This is a genomic window from Brevibacterium renqingii (assembly GCF_017808105.1).
Taxonomy (GTDB): domain Bacteria; phylum Actinomycetota; class Actinomycetes; order Actinomycetales; family Brevibacteriaceae; genus Brevibacterium; species Brevibacterium renqingii.
In genome coordinates this window covers 24991-43616 of the sequence record NZ_JADBHF010000019.1, presented here as the reverse complement: position 1 = coordinate 43616, position 18626 = coordinate 24991, and the positions used below count along the sequence as shown (strand labels likewise).

Below are 18626 nucleotides of genomic sequence, written 5' to 3'. Positions count from 1 at the left end.
GACAGGGCAAATCAGCCATACCAGGACCAGCGACCAGACCCCGTTCAGGGCCTATGAATAAATATAGGGGCACCCCCGTTACCTTTTAAGTAGCCCCACCATCCGTCAGGATAGAAGGGCTCGCTGGCCTGAGGACTCCGGCATGATTGATGCCCCCAGTCATCATGATCCGGGGGGTGTAGTCACCGGGGTTCGAAGGCACCAGGGAAATCGCTGATAGGGGCCAGAACCACTGGCAGAACACATGCCTTGAGCCCGACCGTAACGTGGATGCCGAACCCAGGAGCCACCCAGCACCACCGGCCAGCCGAACCACAACCAATATCCGGTCACATGAGTCGAAGAAGATGAGTGACATGATTACCAACCACGCTGACATCGACGTATTCATCGGCATCGATGTCGGCAAACACAACCACCACGCCGTCGCACTCGACCGTGACGGAAAACAACTCCTGTCGAAAGCCCTGCCGCAGAACGAAACGAAACTGAAGGCCCTGATCACCCGCCTGCGCAAGCACGGGAGACTGCTGGTTGTTGTCGACCAGCCCGCCACGATCGGGGCGCTGCCCGTCACGGTCGCCCAAGCCCAGGGCATCATGGTCGCCTACCTGCCCGGACTGGCGATGCGCCGCATCGCCGATCTCCACCCGGGTGAGGCGAAGACCGATGCCAGAGACGCCGGCATCATCGCTGAAGCCGCCCGGACCATGCCCCACACGCTGCGGGGGGATCCGGGTTGCTGATGAGAATGTGGCCGAGTTGTCGATGCTGTGTGGCTATGACGATGACCTCGCCAAACAAGCCATCGCGACGTCGAACCGGATCCGCGGGCTGCTCACCCAGATCCACCCCGGCTTAGAGACCGTCATCGGTCCCCACTTGGATCATCCCGCCATGCTGGCCCTGGTGGCGAAGTATCCGACACCACAGTCTTTGCGGCATGCCGGCAAACGGCGTGTCGAGACGCTGCTGCGTAATCAGGCGCCCAGGGCGTGGAAACGGTGGGCGGCAGCGATCTTCACTGCGTTGGATGGGCAGACGGTGGTGGTGTCGGGCACCGATGCGGCCGGACTCGTCTTGCCCCAACTGGCGACGTCGTTGGCGCAGACACGCCAGTCGCGAGACGAGGTGTTCGCCCGCATCGAGGGCCTGGTCCAGGCCCATCCGCTTTTCGGACTCCTGACGTCGATGCCGGCAGTCGGCGTCAGGACAGCGGCGAGGATCCTGACCGAAGTGGTGGGTAAGGACTTCGAATCAGCCGGGCATCTCGCGTCTTATGCCGGCCTGGTACCAGTGACATGGCGGTCGGGAACCTCGATCCGAGGAGATCATTCCTCGCGTCGGGGCAATAAGGTCCTCAAACGAGCCCTGTTCCTGTCAGCGTTCGTCGCGTTGAAGGACCCGTTGTCGAGGGCGTATTACGACAAGAAACGTGCCGAGCATAAGAAACACAATCAGGCACTGATCGCGTTAGCGCGCAGGCGCTGTAACGTGCTGTACGCGATGCTGCGCGATGGTGCCTACTTCCACACACCCGAGGTGGCCACTGCTGCCTGAACCAGCCTGTAGCGAGGTGCCCGATCAGTCTGAGAGGCAGTTCCCGGACAGAACATCCCTGCCCTTCGGGCCTCACCGAAGAGACTACAAGATTCTGCCCGTTGCCCATTGACTTAAACCATAGGGGCACCCCCCGGCAGTAGAGCTGGCGAGAGAGCTTGAGAACCCGACACGACGCCGCGACGGGGGATAACGACGGCGGAGAGCTCTCTCACGAGCGGGTAGAGCCTTTTGACGGCAACTTCGGCTGCGACAAGTAGGCGGCTGCCCGGAGGACGACTTTGTTCTATTGCTCTAGCAGGCGAGACCGTCGCCGTAGCGCGCGAAGCTGAGCCGACTCGTCGGTGGTGGTGCCGAACTTGTTGCCGGCATCGATCTCGGCCTGGCGGATCCAATTGTTGATAGTACCTTCGTGGATGCCGAAGTTCTTGGCGACCTAGAAGATCGTGGTGTCCTTGTCCCGGCCTACTGCTACGCGGATGACGTCATCGCGGAAATCTTTCAAATAGGGTCGGGGTATGGTGTTCATCCATCCAGACTTGCCTGTGAACAAGCCAGATCAAATGTCGCCAATTCTCACACCATTCCCTTCAGGATAATCCGCCACCGAGCGGTTGCAGACCAGACGAGCGGCTCAAAGGCACTGTGACAGAGCGCGCGGTCGTGCCGCAGGCCTTTTGCTGGCTTCGCCAGAACCTGTCCGCCCAGCTCCTCGACCTATGTTCGATCGCACTTTGATCAGAATGCCAAAAAGTATCCTGCCCGCAACTATATATTGAACATTTCGCCTGGGGCCGCCTGACCGGTGACGCTCATTCGTCACAACTGAATGTACTCCGCGCTGATCTGGTCGTTATCATTCATCATCGACACAACAGTGGGTCAAGGACCGAGGTACGATAGAATAGCTATGACGATAATTCTTTCGCACTACAATAACGATGCGCCGGAGCCAGCGGACGATCTTGTTCTTTGGCGCTACCTGGATTTCCCAAAGTTTCTTGATTTACTCACGACAAACACTCTCAAAATGCCTCGCGCTTCATCAATGGAAGACGGTTACGAAGGAGTACTCGGCGAAGCAGCTACCGACACACAATTAAAAGCCTGGAAAAGGAGGGGCGCGCCGAGCTATCTTAGGCATGCCCTCTGGAATAGGGAACTCAAGGAAACATTTTTCTGGCGCGAGCGCACTTATATTTCTTGTTGGAACTCTTTTCCGACCGAAAACGCTGGGCTCTGGAGGATCTACGGCGACGACAAAGGTCTTGCAATCAAGACCTCATGGAAGAAGATGAAGGAATCGCTCATCAAAGGCGATTGCGTCGACAGGGTGTTTTATGGCCGCGTTGACTACAAGAATTTCTCTACGGAGGGCGCAAATTCCGATTCATACACGGATCAATATTTTTCTAAACGAATTGAGTTTTCTCACGAAAATGAGTTTCGACTAGTAGCCCATGACGCCTCTAAAGACCACAACTACAACGATGAAGATCTGACAGCGATACCGAAATTCGCGACAGTTACCTGCGACTTGAATATTTTAATCGATGAGCTGATAATCAGTCCACGCCTTGGAGGGTGGGTCAAAGGGAGCGTCGAAGAGGTTTGTCGGCAATTTGGAAATGACTGGCGCATCCTCCAGTCAAACCTGTATGAGATGCCTGAACGCATTTCCAATAAATTCTAGTTTCAGAGTCTTCCTTTACGGTTCCGTTCTGGCTCCTAAGAAGGGGAGAATTACGGCTTCCCAACGCAGCCAAGCGGAAATTTCCAGTCTTCCGTTCTGCTCATTATAGTTTCCCTTTACAGGTTCTTCGCAGTTGAGGTCAAACAAATGCGCGATTACACACGCGACGACGCCACATTCGACCTTCGAGGAGAATTGACCAGGGATCCGGCGTGGCCGCCCCCGATCCGCGATAGCAGCGGGAGTATCGTCGCAGGAGTCTCGCTGTCAGCCACACGTCCCTATATGCCGAAAGATCGGATGCATGCGCTTGTCCCGGTGATGAAGGCCGCCTCGAAGGAGATCTCAGTGAAGCTGGAATACCAGCAGGAATAATTGCCCCAGCGGTCTACTTATCGTCAACCGGTGTATGAGGACACCGAATACACTTTGACCGCTCCCGCCTCATTGCCCTTCAGCAACAGGTGCGCTGCGTACCAGCTGTACTCATCGTCCGGGTCGATCGTCTCGCCTGGTCCCTTCAGTCCGCAGATGACGTCGCCGGGCTCGATGGAATCGGAGCCCAAACCGCCGATTGCTTCCATCAGTTCAACACCATTGCTCATGGTGTAGCCCCCGTATTCCTCGTCCACGACTCCGATGAGTTCGCAGGTATCGACTTCGGTCCCGTCCTGGAGAGCCACGTTGCGGTACGTCAGCGGTGGGTTCGCAGATGCGTCCCCGATGACCGTATCCAGATCTCGCATCACCTCATCAGTGGCCATCGCACCGGCGGTGTCATCGTCGCCTTTCGCGGCCGCGTCGATGAACTTCTGAACTTCATCGACCTCCGGGACCCGGACGGTCGCTCCGTCAGCGTTGAACAGCACATCCTGAGGTTCGTAACCTCCCTTCGACCATGCGAAGCGAAGCTCTGCCTCCCCTGTGCGCTCTGCCGCGTTGTAGTCCTCGTCGCCATAGACGGCGATATTGCTCAGCGTCGCTGTCATATAGGGTCCGGTCATATCGACGGCAGAGACGATGCTGCGGTTGAAATCGGCAAGCTGCTGAAAGTCCGAATCCGCGCCCCACGGCTCGATCGAGGTCACCAGGTCGAGCTTCTGATCATAGACACCGACCGAATCCGTCACCCAATTCCCACCCGGATAGCAGACGAAGTCGATCGCGACCATCGGCTTCGGTGCGGCCAGCGACGTTGTCACGTCATTGATGGCGATCGATGACCCGTACTCCCCTTCTGCGGCCTTGCCGTCTGTGAACTCCTGCTTCGCTCCCTCGGCCATAGTCAAGTCTGCACAAGCAGGAGGGACCTCCAACTTCGCATTCCGGATATCGTCCTCCGACGGAAGCTTCGGTGCCGGCAGGGCCGAAATGCTCTCATCGAATCCTTTGTCGGCCGTCACTGAATCGTCGTCCGATGAGTCTGTGAAGTCGAACGAGCTCACTGCCCCCTCGTGCTGGATGCGCAGCTGACTGCCGGTGACCGCGAATCCGTCGGTCGGTGCGGACACTGCCCACAATTGGTCACCGGTCGAGACATCGAGGCCTTTGACCCCGTCCGAGGTTCCGATGATGAGAACATCGTCGACCGCCGCCCACGACGGGGTGACGCGTATGTCACCGAGTCCGGTCACCTCGGCGGCGGAGGAATCGAGATCCTGCGTCCATAGGACGCCGTCGGAATCGACGGCGGCAAGAGTCTGACCATCGGAGACCACCCACGGTCCGGTCTCCCCCGCCTGAGCACCGGCGATCATCGAGGCGTAGGCCTCCGGATCGAGGTTCAGACCGTCATAGGCCTGATCGTCCGGCCCGGTCACTGCCCCTTCGTCATCGGCTTCGAGAGGGACCCGCGACGATGCGGGATCGGGGTCGACCTCGGCTGTGCTCTCTGCCTTCGTCATCGACCCGTCGCTGAGTGCGACCGTTCGGTTCCCGCACTGGACAGCGCCGCTGGAGATTCGGCACGCGGCAGGAGTGCCCGCCAGCTTCTCCTCTTCGTCGGAAGTGTCTTCGGAGGACTCCGGGTCGAGCGCCTCGTCGAGCGGCTCGGTGTCGCCGGTGTCGATGTCCTGGTGCGGGATCGACACCGTCCAGGCAGGCGTATCGTCGTCACCCACTCGGGTGAGAATCGATGTGGTCGATCCGATGAACCGCAGGATCTGAGAGGAGGTCTCAGTCGTTTCGGCTGAGGCGGTCAGCGGCGCACCGTTTAGATGCATGTCTTGGCTCAATCCACTGAAGTCCATGACATCGGACTGGCTGGGAGTCTGCGCGTAGTCGGGTTCCGGATCACCGAAGGGGTTGTACCCGGAGAAGTAGGCGAAGGAGCCTCCGGCGATGAGCGCCACGACCGCGACCGCGGCAACGCCGAGCAGGACGGGTTTGGATTTCGATTTCTTCGTCGCGCCCGGCTCAGTAGGGGGCAGCTGTGGCTCACGAGAATATGGGTGGTCGCTCATACTCAGAGAATCTAGCAGGAAGCCCTGACGCGACTACGTGAACTGTAGTGAATGACTGAAATGTTGTCAGATCGCAATTGTCGTCAACGATGTCGAGGAGCCCACGTCTTCATCGACTCGATGACACTGCGCTGCTTGACACACCCACGAACTCCCGGATCTCCGGCAACTCGCACCGCGCTTGGGAGAGACCCATACGGTGGGCGGCGGCCAGGCGCGAGAGGTCGCGGGTGCTGTTGTCGACCGGCATACGTTCCGGAGCGAACACGTGCGCCTTCCCTTCGGCCTCGAGTGCGAAGATGCGCTCACGGGTCTCGTTGTATCTCTTCCACCTCGTCAGCAGCGCCTCCCCCAGCGCCGGGTACCGGCGGAAGATGCCGCGGTAGATCGCAGGGAACCGCTGCGGGGCCTTCCGGTACGACCGCTCCTGAGTGAGGACGATGACGAATTTCTCGAACCCTTCGCGCTGGGCCTGGCTCAGTGCGATCCCGCCGTCGTCGCCCATAGCGCCATCGACGTAGACGTGCCCGTTGAGGTGCACCGGCGGCATGAGCCCAGGCATCGTCGACGAGGCGCGCACGCGGATCATGAGGTCGTCGATGCGCGGGGTGTCCTTGCGCGACCACACGACTTCGTCACCGGATTCGGCATCGAAGGCGATGACCCGCAGCTGGCTCGGATTCGAGTCGAAGGTCTCCCAGTCGAACGGCAGCGCTTCGTTCGGTCCGCCTGCCTTCTGGTAGATGTACTCCGCGTTGAACATACCCTGTCCGCGAGCGAAGTAGCGCAGACCGCCGAACTGCTCGTCGGCGGCGAACTCGACGAAGGACCTGCGGGCACGACGGGCATCGTCGGACAGATAGTTCACGGCATTCGACGCCCCGGCGCTGATGCCGGCGACCCAGTCGAAATCGAGACCGGCGTCGAGGAGCGTGACGACCATTCCGCTCGTCAGAGACGCCCGCATGCCACCACCTTCGAAGATCAGAGCCGTGTCGGTGATACGAGTCGTGTTCGTGGTCGTCGGTTCCTGCCCTTCTTCTGTCATAGTCGCCATCCTAACCAAGCCGCCTGCGTGGATCACCGACAGCCAGATCCGGAACGTTCGACGTCTTGCAGATGGTGGTGCACCCGCTTCGGGACTTGGCCAACCGCCGTGGAAGGTTGAAACAAGTCACCAGCCATCGATGGTGTCGATCATCTTCCCGAGGCCGACAGCACGAACACGGATGCGAACGGTGTCGAAGTCCGCGTCGGCGGCTGGTTCACCGTTCGCATCGTCGTCCGAAGCCCGACGGTCGAGGGGAAGCTGGTCGATCGTGAACAGATCCATGTGACTACCTCGGCGCTCGGCGAAGCCGGTGAGGCAGAAGGCCATGCCGGTGGCAACATCGTCCCGCTGTTGCCGGAGGCGTGCGGCCGATCAGAAGCACGCGATCTCAAACGCACGGCACACCCGACTGGATTCGCTCTCATAGCCGGACCGACTACGATCATCCGTCTGGTCATCCCGCTCCTGGGGCTCGGCGCTCTGCTGTCCTTACTCGCGAACCGGTCAAAGCTTGGCTGTCTCGACATCTCACGCCGCTTCTCGAGCCGGTCATGAACTGGCTGACGCGTATGCTCGAACCACTCGGATCCCTGCTGTCTGCCATCGGCCGCTTCTTCGGCTGGCTGTTCGATATCCTCTTCGGCTGGCTGCCCAGCATCGACCTCCCCTTCGATATCCCGGACTGGGTGTGGACGACAGCGAAGATCAGCGTGCTCGCGCTCATTGCCGTCTCGGTCAGTCGAGCCAGCCTCAAGCGCCGGAAGAAGCTGTTCGAGGAGGCGAGCGCAGAGGCCAGGCGATGACTACCAGTGACGTCCTGGGCCTTCGGCAAAGTTGGGCATCAGCGCCGTCGGAACCGTTCCGGACTGATGGAACGAGGGTCGACTCCCGACGGCGTTCCCGGTTGGCCCCTCATCTGTCGAAGAACAATCGCCGAAGTAATCGGAGCTAGAACCAACCCTTGCTGGCCGTGCCCAGTGGCCACCGACAGCCCCGGATCGTGGGTACGTCCGACAACAGGCAGCCCATCGGCAACGCACGGACGAAGTCCTGCCCAAGTTTCGATGACCTCGCGAGACGAGAGGCCAGAAAAGACACTTTCGCCGGCTCTGATCATCGCACCCACGCGTCTGTGGTCAACAGAACTGTCCGATCCTGTCAGCTCCATAACTCCGGCAAGTCGGAGGCGATCGGGATACGGAGTGGCGACGATCATCTCGTCCTTGATGCCTATCGGGAAATCCGGGTCGGTTGAGGACTTCGCGAGATCCACGACATATCCTTTTCCGTTGATCAGCGGCAGGTGCAAACCACTCGGCCTGAGTAATCGCTTCGACGGCTCGGCTGCTGCTACAACTGTATGTTCTGCTTTCAGATCGCGGTACTCGGTACTCACACCTGTGGTGACGTTGTTGCGTTGGATCAGATCTTCTGCAGGTTCATTGAAGTGGAACTCAACGCCGAGCTCGGCTGCACGCTCTGATACGACCCGGACATATCTGTATCCATCGCAGTGTGCATCTCCTGTGGTGAGCACTCCGACTTCCATACCGACAGCCGTCGGAAGCTTGTTGGCAAGCTGTGCGGCGTTCAAGACAGAGAACGCAGGGCGCAATGGGTGACGGTGGAGATCGTCGATCGTCGAGCGTGCAGTGGCAGGCTCTCGGTAGACATCGAGCAGACCGGCCTGTCGAAATCCGGTGGCGAGTCCTGATTCCGCCATGGTTCGATGAATAGCTGTGCTCGCCCCGCTCAGGCGACGTTGGGTGTCGATCGCTCTCCCGTGTTCACGTGGCAGAGAAGCCAGCAGAAAGCGAGCGATCCACCTGACATTCTCGGGGCTCGGGACCAGCCTGAAAGGGCCATAGGGATTCGCGATGTTGTCTAGGCCAGCGCGGACACTGCTGAACCCAGTCAGAGGATGTGCGTGACTGGGGGCGAGGAGGCCAGCGTTGGCATAGGAGCATCCTGCCCCCACCTCGGACCCCGCCTCGATGATCGCTGTCGACAACCCTTGTTCTGCAGCATCCTTGGCGATCGTGACACCGATTGCGCCCGCTCCGATGACAATGAGATCGTAAGTTCTCTCACTCATCGGCGGGGGTCCCCGTGCTGGTGTTCCCCGACCGTTTCCATTTCGGAATATCTGAAAAGCGTGTTCCAGCAGAAACGAAGCCCGAGTGCTCCAACGTAGGCAACCCAGATGATGATGGCGAGGGGGATGACGATGAATGCTGCTGCGAGAACGATCATGATGTGACCACCTTTCCTACCTCAGTCTGGATGTTCTTCGGCCTATCGATCAGCATGTAAGTAGAAGCAAGGACGGCGATGTTCACCGGTAGAGCCACGATGATGGCGTTGATGTCGTTCGGTGCGCCGAGTACGAAGGTCCACACGATCGCAACGGTGACTCCGGCCAGCATCGAAGAGACGATCGCAACGGGGGCCCGCCGCTTCGACATGATCGCGAAGACGAATGGTACGACGACGGTCGGACCCCACAGTCCATAGGTGAGCATGAGCGCATCTACGATGGTCTCTGCATTGAGAGCGAAGAGCAGAGCACCGAAGCCGATGAGGAAGTTGCTGGACCGTTCGACCCAAAGAAGCTGTCGCCCGCTGAGGTTCGGTGCGATGAAGCCTTTGACGAGATCATTGGACAGAACCACTGACGCTGAGTTGAGCAGGGAATCCGCCGTTGACATGATGACCGCAACGAGCGAGGCAGCAACGAGGCCTGCGATTCCGATGGGAAGCATGTTGATGATGATCGTCGGAATCGCATCATCGGGCGTGATATTCGGGTAGAAAACGAGTGCAACTAAGCCAAGGCTGGCGCTGACGAAGTAGAAGACCAAACCGAACGCGCCGGCGCGGGCATACCCTTTTCTCGCCGATAATGGGTTCTGCGCAGCCAGAGCACGTTGTGCATAGGGCGGAATGAGAGCTTCTCCGAGGGCGAAGGCGATGAAAATGGCGGCGAACTCCCAGAATCCGTAGGCACCGAAGAAGTCCAGATGCGTGTCCGGAATCCTTTCGATAAGACCCATCGGACCACCAGCGCGGAATACGCCGATGAGTAGTCCCACTGGAAGGAACAGTCCCAAAAGCACGAATTGGAACACATCGGTCTGCACGTCTGCCCACATGCCGCCGGCAGTGGAGTACACGAGAACGACTCCCATGCCGATCACGATCCCCAGGGTGGCGTCGAGTCCGAAGACAACTTGGAAGATCGAGCCCAAGGCGAGTCCTTGAGCACCCAGAATACCGACTGTCACCAGCAGTCCGAGGACACCGACGATGAGACGAGCCAATTTTCCCGAGTGCAGGTCGAATACATCGCCGATCGTCACGGACTTCGTATAGGCGTTGAGTCGAGGAGCAATGAACCAGCCTGTCAACACCGTCTGCACGGGGAAGGCGATCGCAGCAATCATGAAGGCGTATCCGACCTCATATGACTCACCGGCACGTCCGAGCGTGGCTCCCCCGCCGAGGAATGTTGCGGCCAAAGTCGAGAAGACGACTGGCCAGATAAGGCGACGGCCGGCGACCGAGAAATCGTCGGCATTTTTGATGCGTCGAGCGGTTTGGAACCCAATGAAGAGGATAACGAGGAAATACAGTCCGACGATGATCAGGTCGAGGGGCGAGAGAGTCATGATTCGCCTTTCTTTCAACGCTGGAAGATTCGACTTGCTCACCACTGTCGAACGGTCTATACGATAAGTCCAATACCGTTATTTGATGATCCCCATAGGATAAACATATGTCTGAATTGACACTGAAACGCCTTGAGTACTTCTCCACGGTCGCTGAGGAGGGAAACGTCACCCGCGCTGCACGACGTCTGCACATCTCACAACCTGCCCTGAGTCTTCAGCTCAAGATGCTTGAGGAAGCGGTCGGGCGTCGTCTTATCACGCGCACCCCCAGAGGCATTATGCTCACCTCGGCCGGATCCGCTCTCAAAGCCGAAGCTGAGACTCTGCTCAACCAAGCTCAACTGCTGAGGCAGCGAGTAGACACCGCTGGAGAACAGGGTCGCGGAACTCTGACTCTCGGAGTCAGCCCGGTGGCATGCGAAAAGTTCCTTCCCTTCGTTCTCGGGCGGTTTCGCCGCAGATTCCCCGGCATCGACGTACGCGTGTCCGAAGGCGATGCCGCCACACTCGCAGACAAGCTCCAGGCGAAGACGATCGACCTCGCGCTAACCAGGCAACGCCATGAGATTGTCGGCAAAAGGAGCGACTCCAGCTTCGAGACGACTGTGCTGCTCGAAGAGAAGCTCATCCTGGCTGTGCCACGGGACAATAGTTTGGCGGCTAAACGACCTGTGGTCCTTGCAGACCTAGCCGAGCAACGTTTGATCATGTACGGGCGCAGTCGAGGTGCTCGGTACTTTGATGCTCTGGTCACTGCCTGCCGAGACCGAGGAGGATTCGACCCAACCGACATCGTCGAGGCCGAGTCGATCGGCGCTCAGATCGCACTCATCGCCGCGGGTTACGGCGTCGGATTTGTCACCGATCTCAGCGCCCTTCGCGCCGGCGGAGACGTGGCTTTCTTGGAGTGCCAGGATCTCAATATCGGATCACCGACAGTGATGATTTCTCGCAGAGCAGCAGCCTCAGCATCTGCCTTCAGCGAAGTTGCTCTAGACGCTGCATCAGAATTCGTCGGCACGTTCAGAGAACAATTGATCGGTGGTCTCGCAACACCGCGAGACCACACTGGTCGAGGCGGAGCCAGGTAACGAATAGGGTCCGCGGTGCGGCCACCGGATAGCCCCGACTGCATTCGCCGGTACGAGGAATTGTCAGCTGCCTGCGCCCCTGTTCTGAGGCTGCTCGTCCCGGATATGTCCACACCCATGAATAGAGAGACTTGCTGCAAGCAGTGCACCGACTCGGACAGGAAACAGAACGGATTGCCGCAGATTCCGACCGTTTTCGAGACCGCGAACGAGGGGAATCTCGCGCCCGAGGAGATCTTTGTTCGCCTTCGTCCGTCTGTCCTATAGTCAACACGTCGGCCTCACCCGCCGCAGAACGATTCGAGTCGAAGGAGACTTCATGCGCTATGTCGTCGGCATCACCATGGACAAACGCGGACGCGACGCGGTCTCGCTCGCCCTCACCCTTGCCCAGTCGACGCTGTCGTCCCACCCCGTCGAACTCAACCTCGTCCATGTCCTCCGCGGAGTCCCGCCGGAACAGGCAGCGACGAAACCCGAACGGGAGTATCAGAAACTCTGCCTCGACGAGGCCGAACAATGGCTGGCCAAAACGCACGACCTCATCCCGAAGAGCATCCGCTCGACGACCTCGGTCCATTTCGCCGATTCCATGGCGGCAGGCCTGATCGACACCGCCACGTCACGTCCCTGCGATCTCATCGTCGTCGGCGCGGCCAGCCACGGCCCGCTGCGGCGCTTCACCGTCGGATCGGTGGCCAATGCGCTCCTCCACTCCTCCCCCGTTCCGGTCGCTCTCGCTCCCTCGGGCTACCTGCCGCCCAGCCGCCTCACCCGCCTCACCTGTGCCCTGGGCACGCGCCCCGGCGCCGAGGTGGCCCTCAACGTCGCCATCCAGTCCTCGGTCCGGCACGACGTCCCCCTGCGGTTGATCTCCCTCATCGGCCTCGACTCCCGAGCCGACACCGATGAGATCGCGGAGGAAGCCCGAACACATGCAAAGAACCTCCTCCTGCGCGCCTCTCAGTCCGTCGACGACGCCACGGAGGTCATGGTCGACGTCGCCGAGGGCCGCTCCATCGAATCGGCCATCGACAAACTCTCCTGGGACGAGGGCGAGATCGTCCTCATCGGCTCCAGCAGACTGGCCCGAAGCCGCTCCATCTTCCTCGGCACGACCGCGAACAAGATGCTGCGCAGCCTCCCGGCTCCCATGGTCGTCGTCCCCCGCTACCCCGCTCCCGATATCGCTCCCGACAAAGACCTCTCCGTCTGAGCTGCGACACCTATGACCTCCCACGACCACAGCACCGAACCCGCCACCGGCCGCACGGCCCGGTCACCGATCGAGATCTCCCCGGACTCGAAGGAGCCGCTCTACCGGCAGCTGCGCCACGCACTCGAACACCAGATCCTGTCCGGAGGGATGAACCCGAATGTCCCGCTGCCGTCCTCCCGCGACCTGGCGAACGAACTCGGTCTGTCCCGGAACACCGTCAATGCCGCGATCCAAGAACTCGTCGCCACCGGCCTCATCGAAGCCCGCCCCCGCAGCGGACACTTCATCAACACCACCCTGCTCGCCGACGGCCCGGAGAAGGACGAGACGACCCGCCTCTCCGACGGCTCCATCGACTGGGAGGCGAAGATCCGTCCGATCCCGGACCGGCATCTGCCGCAGATCACGAAGACGAAGAACTGGCACACATATCCTTACCCCTTCGTCGCCGGCCAGGTCGACCCGGACGAATTCCCCCGACTCGCCTGGGCCCGGGCCTTGCGCACGGCCATGGATCCCGAGCACCTGCCGTTCTCCGTCCGCGACGCCATCGACGAGGACGACCCGCTGCTCATCGACCTGCTGTGCCAACGGGTCCTGCCCAGCCGGGGCATCCACGTCGCCGCCGACAACGTCCTCATCACTGCAGGATCCCAGCAGGGGCTCGACCTGCTCGCACAGCTCCTCGTCGGACCCGAGACCACCGTCGGCGTCGAAGACCCCGGCTACGTCGATGCCAAACACGCCTTCACACGCGTCGGCGGCCGACTGGTTCCTCTGCCCGTCGACAACCAGGGCATGATCCCACCCGAAGACCGGCTCGACATCGTCTATGTCACTCCCAGCCACCACAGTCCCACCAATGTCACCCTCGATCCCTCACGCCGGCTGCGGCTGCTCACGCACATGCGTGAGACCGACTCACTCATCATCGAAGACGACTACGACTCGGAGTTCAGGTACCGGGGCAAACCCACCCCCGCGCTCAAAGCACTCCCCCACTCCGAACACGTCATCTACCTCGGCTCATTCAGCAAATTCCTCGCCCCGGGGCTCCGGCTCGGCTACATCGTCGCCGAACCCGAACTGATCGAACGAATGCGCACCCACCGGCGCTACTCCATCCGCCACGTGCCCGGCCACACGCAGCGCGCCATGGCCCTGCTCATCGACTCCGGACAGTTCCATCGCACGATCTCACGTCGCCGCAACCACCTGCGCAGGAAATGGGAGACGCTCACGGCTGCGCTCGAGAAGCACCTGCCGTGGACAGTGCCTTTCCCCGCCGGAGGCGTGAGCGTGTGGATCGAAGCTCCTGCCGGGGTCGACGGCCGTGCCCTGGCCGAAGAATGCCTGCGCCGAGGCGTCGTCATCGAACCCGGCGACCCCTTCTTCCTCACCCCGGAAGACAACCTCAATCACTTCCGCCTCGGCTTCGCTGCCATCGACCTCGAGGACATCGAACCCGGAGTCCGCCTCCTGCGCGAGGCGATCGACGAGCTCAGCTGATCGACTGGCACCAAAGAACTCGCAACGGACTGGGACTTCATTCGGAACCAGATCACCACGAGAGTGATGTCAAGCACACCAACGAAGGAGTGCCGGAGTCGGGACGCCTCGACGTACCGACCCAGACAGTTCGAATGGAGGGTTCGCGTGACGATCTCGGATTATGCAAATCGTGCCCAGCAGCATCTTTTTCCCCACTTCACCACCGGCAAAGTGTGGAATGACGACGATCTTCCGATCATCGTCGAAGGGCACGGGAGTTACCTCACCGACGAACGAGGCGATCAGTACCTCGACGGTCTGGCCGGACTGTTCTGTGCGAACATCGGCCACGGACGCCAGGACATCCCTCAGGCGGCCTACGAGCAGATGAGCAAGCTCGCGTACTGGACGAACTGGGGTTCGGCCCATCCGGCGGCCGTGGACGCAGCGACACGCATCGCCGGCCACGCCCCCGGTGACCTCGACACCGTCTTCTTCGTGAATTCGGGCTCCGAGGCCGTCGAATCCGCCGTGAAATTCGCCCGCCAGTACCACCGCTCCCAGGGACAGCCCGAACGCACGAAGATCATCGCCCGGGACATGGCCTACCACGGCACCACCCTTGGCGCCCTCGCCGTCACCGGCATCCCCGGCTACAAGGAGCCCTTCGGCGAGCTCATGCCCGGAGTCTTCCACGTACCCAACACGCTCGGAGAAGAGGTCCCGGCAGGAGGCACCGCCGCCGATCTGCCCTCGATCCAGGCAATCAGGGAGCTCATCGAGCGGGAAGGTGGAGACACCTTCGCCGCCCTCTTCGCCGAACCGGTCCAGAATTCGCGCGGAGCTCTGGTGCCGCCGGAGGGCTACTGGCAGGAGCTGCGGAAGATCTGCGACGAGCACGGAATCCTCCTCGTCGCCGACGAAGTGATCACCGGGTTCGGTCGGCTGGGCGAATGGTTCGGCTCGATCAAGTTCGACGTCGTCCCGGACCTCATCACCTTCGCCAAAGGCTCGACCTCGGGCTACATGCCCCTCGGCGGAGTCATCATCCGCAAACCGATGGCCGAGGCCCTGCTCGACTCGCCCAATGCCGGAACGTTCACCCACGGCGCCACCTGGGGCGGCCATCCAGTCGCGACTGCGGTGGCCACAGCGAACCTCACGGCGCTGGCCGAGGAGAACATCCCCGGCAACGTCCGCAGCCTCGCGCCCTACTTCCAGAACGGCCTCGACCGGATCACCGACTCCTACCGCTGCATCAAGGAGTACCGCGGCACCGGGTTCTTCTACGCCATCGAGATGATGGCCGACCGCGACACCGGCGCCGAACTGACTCCTGAGGCGTCTAAGCAGGTGCTCACCGAAGTGATCCCGAAGTCGATGAAGGAGGCCGGACTCATCACCCGCCCCGACAACCGCGGTGCCACGATGCTCGTGCTCTCACCGCCGCTGGTCGCCGATCAGGCCGTCCTCGACGACCTGCTCGACAAAGTCGACCACGTCATGGGCACCGTCGACAAGCACCTCGGCGTCTCGACACTGTCGGCCGCGGTCTGAGAGACGGATCATGTTGAAGACGCCGGCAGCGCGCGAAGGCACCGACCCCCAGGGCACGACCATCGGGACCGATCACGGGTCCGTCAAGATCGACCCGATGCTCCTTGAGCGGGTGCTCGTCCTGTGCGAGCAGGGACCCCGGCCGAGGGCCGTCCTCGCGGAGTCCCACGACGAGCGTGTCCTCCGCGCTGCCGGCGTCCTCGCCGAGGTGGGCGTCCAGCCCGTCCTCATCGGAAACGGTCCCGAGATCCGGGACCGTGCGAAGCGGCTGGGCATCGCCGACACCGACGGATGGTCCGTCGAAGACCCGGCAGTGCTCGCCGCCGGACCCGCCGGTGAGAGAATCCGCAGCAGCGCAGAGAGGAAGCATCCCGAACTCGCCGAACAGTGGCTCGCCGATCCCGTCTTCCTCGCCGCCGCAGCCGTCAAAGAGGGTCTGGCCGATGCCGCCGTCGCCGGGGCGGACCGCCCCACCGCCGATGTCATCCGGGCGGGGCTGTCCATCGTCGGACTCGCCCCGGGCTCGTCTCTGCTCAGCTCCTCGTTCCTCATGCGGCTGCGCGACGGACGGTACCTGGGATTCGGCGACTGTGCTGTCATCCCGGTGCCCGATGACGAGCAGCTCTCAGCGATCGCCATCGCCACTGCGCAGACCTTCGCCGCGATCACCGGCCAGCCCCCATCCGTGGCGATGCTGTCCTTCTCCACAGCAGGTTCGGCCCAGCATTCCGACATCGATCGGGTCCGAGCGGCCACCGAGCACATCCGCAGCAGCTGCCCCGAACTCGATGTCGACGGCGAACTCCAATTCGACGCGGCCATCGTCGAATCCGTGGCGAAGTCGAAATGCCCCGAATCCGCCGTCGCGGGCCATGCGAACGTGCTCGTCTTCCCGAACCTCGCCGCCGGCAACATCGGCTACAAGATCGCCGAGCGACTCGGCGGGGCCGATGCGTTCGGTCCTCTGCTGCAGGGGCTGGCCTCTCCGATCAACGACCTGTCCCGTGGGGCGAGCGTCTCCGACATCGTCAACGTCGGACTCATCACCTGCCTGCAGGCGCTCACTCCCACGGCGCGCGCCCCGCAACCGACGAAACTCACTGCCCATACCTTCACAGCGAAGTGACGAAAGTAAGGTGCCATGTCGAAATCAATAGAGAACCCAGCGCAGAATGTCGCCTCCGCGCCGTCGGGGGTCAGCGACGGTCAGCAGCCGGAGAGGATGGCGAAGACGCTCAAACCGCGTTGGGTCTTCGCCATCGCCCTCGGCTCGGCGGTCGGCTGGGGGGCCTTCATCCTCCCCACGGACTGGCTGGCGACGGGAGGCCCACTGGGCACACTCGTCGGCTTCGCCCTCGGTGCCGGGCTCATGCTCGTCATCGCCGTCAGCTATGGATTCCTCATCCGCACCTTCCCCGTCTCCGGCGGTGAGCTGGCCTATGCCCTCATCGGGTACGGCAGAGTGCATGCATTCTTCGCCGGGTGGTTCCTCACCCTCGGCTATGTATGCATCGTCGCACTCAACGCCTCGGCCCTGGCCCTGCTGTTCCGCAAGATCATGCCCTCGGTCATCGAACAGGGCTATCTCTACACCGTGGCCGGCTGGGACGTCTATCTGCCGGAGATCATCATCTCGATCACGGCACTCGTCGTCTTCGCCGTACTCAACATCCGCGGCACCGCACTGTCCGGACGAGTCCAGTATTGGGCCTGTGTGCTCATGATCATCGCGGTCGCCGCGATCATCATCTCCGTCATCGCCAGCCCGACAACCCATTTCGGCAATATGTCCCCGGCACTGCCCGACGGTGTCAGCCCGGTGGCCGCGATCATCGCGATCGTCGCCATCGCCCCGTGGGCGTTCATCGGTTTCGACAACGTTCCGCAGGCCGCCGAGGAGTTCGACTTCTCACCGGCCAAGGCGCTGCGTCTCATCGTGCTCGCCATCGTCACTGCCGCCGCGCTCTACATGGCGATGCTCGTGTCCGTGTCGATGGCCGAGCCCTGGCAGGCGCTGGCGAATTCGGGATCGGCCTGGGGCACCGCCGACGCCATCACCGGCGTCATCGGCGGCTCGGGTCTGCTCCTGCTCGCGATCGCCATCACCATGGGTGTGAGCACCGGTCTCAACGGCTTCTACGTCTCGGCCAGCCGCGTGCTCATGGCCATGGGCCGTGCGCAGATGATCCCACCGATCTTCGCCCGCCTGCACGCGAAACACAAGACTCCGCACTACGGCATCATCGCGGTGCTCATCGTCTGCCTCATCAGCCCCTGGTTCGGTCGGGCGGCGCTGACCTGGGTCGTCGACATGTCCTCGATCGGAGTGACCATCGCCTACCTCTACACCTGCCTATGTGCCTTCCGGATCTTCCGCCCCACCCATGAGGCACGAGATCCCGAGGCTCTGCCCGGAATGTACTCGACGACGAAGAAGGTGCTGTCCGGTGTGGGAGCGGTGATCGCGATCATCTTCATGCTGCTCCTGCTCATCCCGGGCTCGCCCGGTGCGCTGGGACCACAATCGCTCATCGCCCTGGCGGTCTGGATCGTCATCGGGGTCGTGTTCTTCCTCTCCCGCATCCGGCACAACAGGAAGCTCACCGATCTGCAGGTCGATCGCCTCGTCCTCGGTGACGAGCGTCCTGCCGTCACCCGATTCAGCGAACGCGCTCATCTGCGTCGCGAAGGACGGTTGACCACGGAAGGCTGAGCCGAATCCGGGATACCCGGACAGCACGGCTGTCGGCCCGCTGCCAAGACGTACCGGCAGCGGGCCGACCGCTGTCGTCGGTTCGACCACCGAACGAGACGAAGGTCATCCCTCGTCG

The 18626-nt window shown here is 61.5% G+C and carries 14 protein-coding genes and 1 pseudogene; 9 read left to right on the top strand and 6 right to left on the bottom strand.

Going from position 1 to position 18626, the window contains the following annotated elements:
• Positions 1-356 precede the first annotated feature (356 nt).
• Both IHE57_RS15535 and IHE57_RS15530 read left to right on the top strand, forming a co-directional pair.
• A pseudogene (locus IHE57_RS15535) lies at positions 357-1560 on the top strand (IS110 family RNA-guided transposase).
• Between the two features lie 910 nt (positions 1561-2470).
• The gene (locus tag IHE57_RS15530; RefSeq protein ID WP_209374493.1) at positions 2471-3253 is read left to right on the top strand and encodes a DUF2971 domain-containing protein; all 783 of its coding nucleotides are present in this window, start codon (positions 2471-2473) and stop codon (positions 3251-3253) included.
• A 398-nt stretch (positions 3254-3651) separates the two neighbouring features.
• Here the strand turns inward: IHE57_RS15530 and IHE57_RS15525 are convergent, their stop codons facing one another.
• The 3 genes from IHE57_RS15525 to IHE57_RS15515 all read right to left on the bottom strand — a co-directional run bounded on the left by IHE57_RS15525 (position 3652) and on the right by IHE57_RS15515 (position 7048).
• Positions 3652-5715, bottom strand: coding sequence for a PQQ-binding-like beta-propeller repeat protein (locus tag IHE57_RS15525; protein ID WP_209374491.1), 2064 nt, complete (start codon positions 5713-5715; stop codon positions 3652-3654).
• A 109-nt stretch (positions 5716-5824) separates the two neighbouring features.
• The gene (locus IHE57_RS15520; protein WP_209374489.1) at positions 5825-6763 is read right to left on the bottom strand and encodes a patatin-like phospholipase family protein; all 939 of its coding nucleotides are present in this window, start codon (positions 6761-6763) and stop codon (positions 5825-5827) included.
• Positions 6764-6889: 126 nt separating this feature from the next.
• Positions 6890-7048: a hypothetical protein gene (locus tag IHE57_RS15515; protein WP_209374487.1), complete on the bottom strand. Its 159-nt coding sequence runs from the start codon at positions 7046-7048 to the stop codon at positions 6890-6892.
• A 287-nt stretch (positions 7049-7335) separates the two neighbouring features.
• Here IHE57_RS15515 and IHE57_RS15510 point away from each other — a divergent pair, with 287 nt between their 5' ends.
• Entirely contained in the window at positions 7336-7569 is a 234-nt protein-coding gene (locus IHE57_RS15510) for a hypothetical protein (protein ID WP_209374485.1), read from the top strand.
• A 38-nt stretch (positions 7570-7607) separates the two neighbouring features.
• On the opposite strand, the gene IHE57_RS15505 is transcribed toward IHE57_RS15510, so the two are convergent.
• Genes IHE57_RS15505 through IHE57_RS15495 form a run of 3 tightly spaced genes read right to left on the bottom strand, consistent with a single transcriptional unit; the run spans position 7608 to position 10434 of the window.
• Positions 7608-8861: an NAD(P)/FAD-dependent oxidoreductase gene (locus tag IHE57_RS15505; protein ID WP_209374483.1), complete on the bottom strand. Its 1254-nt coding sequence runs from the start codon at positions 8859-8861 to the stop codon at positions 7608-7610.
• Entirely contained in the window at positions 8858-9019 is a 162-nt protein-coding gene (locus IHE57_RS15500; protein ID WP_209374481.1) for a hypothetical protein, read from the bottom strand. Before IHE57_RS15500 ends, IHE57_RS15505 begins: the two co-directional genes overlap by 4 nt.
• Positions 9016-10434: a sodium:solute symporter family protein gene (locus IHE57_RS15495; RefSeq protein ID WP_209374479.1), complete on the bottom strand. Its 1419-nt coding sequence runs from the start codon at positions 10432-10434 to the stop codon at positions 9016-9018. The genes IHE57_RS15500 and IHE57_RS15495 overlap by 4 nt, the downstream gene beginning before the upstream one ends.
• Positions 10435-10541: 107 nt before the next feature.
• On the opposite strand from IHE57_RS15495, the gene IHE57_RS15490 reads away from it, so the two are divergent.
• The 6 genes from IHE57_RS15490 (at position 10542) to IHE57_RS15465 (ending at position 18508) form a co-directional block, all read left to right on the top strand.
• Positions 10542-11528: a LysR family transcriptional regulator gene (locus IHE57_RS15490; protein ID WP_209374477.1), complete on the top strand. Its 987-nt coding sequence runs from the start codon at positions 10542-10544 to the stop codon at positions 11526-11528.
• A gap of 319 nt (positions 11529-11847) precedes the next feature.
• Entirely contained in the window at positions 11848-12744 is an 897-nt protein-coding gene (locus tag IHE57_RS15485) for a universal stress protein (RefSeq protein WP_209374475.1), read from the top strand.
• Between the two features lie 12 nt (positions 12745-12756).
• Entirely contained in the window at positions 12757-14256 is a 1500-nt protein-coding gene (gene pdxR / locus IHE57_RS15480; protein ID WP_209374474.1) for a MocR-like pyridoxine biosynthesis transcription factor PdxR, read from the top strand.
• 147 nt (positions 14257-14403) lie between these two features.
• The gene (locus IHE57_RS15475; protein WP_366933990.1) at positions 14404-15795 is read left to right on the top strand and encodes an aspartate aminotransferase family protein; all 1392 of its coding nucleotides are present in this window, start codon (positions 14404-14406) and stop codon (positions 15793-15795) included.
• A gap of 10 nt (positions 15796-15805) precedes the next feature.
• Positions 15806-16921: a phosphotransacetylase gene (locus IHE57_RS15470; RefSeq protein WP_216630072.1), complete on the top strand. Its 1116-nt coding sequence runs from the start codon at positions 15806-15808 to the stop codon at positions 16919-16921.
• A 15-nt stretch (positions 16922-16936) separates the two neighbouring features.
• Positions 16937-18508: an APC family permease gene (locus IHE57_RS15465; protein WP_209374472.1), complete on the top strand. Its 1572-nt coding sequence runs from the start codon at positions 16937-16939 to the stop codon at positions 18506-18508.
• The last annotated feature ends 118 nt before the right edge of the window (positions 18509-18626 follow it).

Coding starts and splice junctions, on each gene's coding strand:
- IHE57_RS15470 (WP_216630072.1), top strand. CDS start 15,806: ATGTTGAAGACGCCGGCAGCGCGCGAAGGCACCGACCCCCAGGGCACG.
- IHE57_RS15525 (WP_209374491.1), bottom strand. CDS start 5,715: ATGAGCGACCACCCATATTCTCGTGAGCCACAGCTGCCCCCTACTGAG.
- IHE57_RS15530 (WP_209374493.1), top strand. CDS start 2,471: ATGACGATAATTCTTTCGCACTACAATAACGATGCGCCGGAGCCAGCG.
- IHE57_RS15515 (WP_209374487.1), bottom strand. CDS start 7,048: ATGGATCTGTTCACGATCGACCAGCTTCCCCTCGACCGTCGGGCTTCG.
- IHE57_RS15495 (WP_209374479.1), bottom strand. CDS start 10,434: ATGACTCTCTCGCCCCTCGACCTGATCATCGTCGGACTGTATTTCCTC.
- IHE57_RS15510 (WP_209374485.1), top strand. CDS start 7,336: ATGCTCGAACCACTCGGATCCCTGCTGTCTGCCATCGGCCGCTTCTTC.
- IHE57_RS15490 (WP_209374477.1), top strand. CDS start 10,542: ATGTCTGAATTGACACTGAAACGCCTTGAGTACTTCTCCACGGTCGCT.
- pdxR (WP_209374474.1), top strand. CDS start 12,757: ATGACCTCCCACGACCACAGCACCGAACCCGCCACCGGCCGCACGGCC.
- IHE57_RS15465 (WP_209374472.1), top strand. CDS start 16,937: ATGTCGAAATCAATAGAGAACCCAGCGCAGAATGTCGCCTCCGCGCCG.
- IHE57_RS15485 (WP_209374475.1), top strand. CDS start 11,848: ATGCGCTATGTCGTCGGCATCACCATGGACAAACGCGGACGCGACGCG.
- IHE57_RS15520 (WP_209374489.1), bottom strand. CDS start 6,763: ATGACAGAAGAAGGGCAGGAACCGACGACCACGAACACGACTCGTATC.
- IHE57_RS15505 (WP_209374483.1), bottom strand. CDS start 8,861: ATGAGTGAGAGAACTTACGATCTCATTGTCATCGGAGCGGGCGCAATC.
- IHE57_RS15500 (WP_209374481.1), bottom strand. CDS start 9,019: ATGATCGTTCTCGCAGCAGCATTCATCGTCATCCCCCTCGCCATCATC.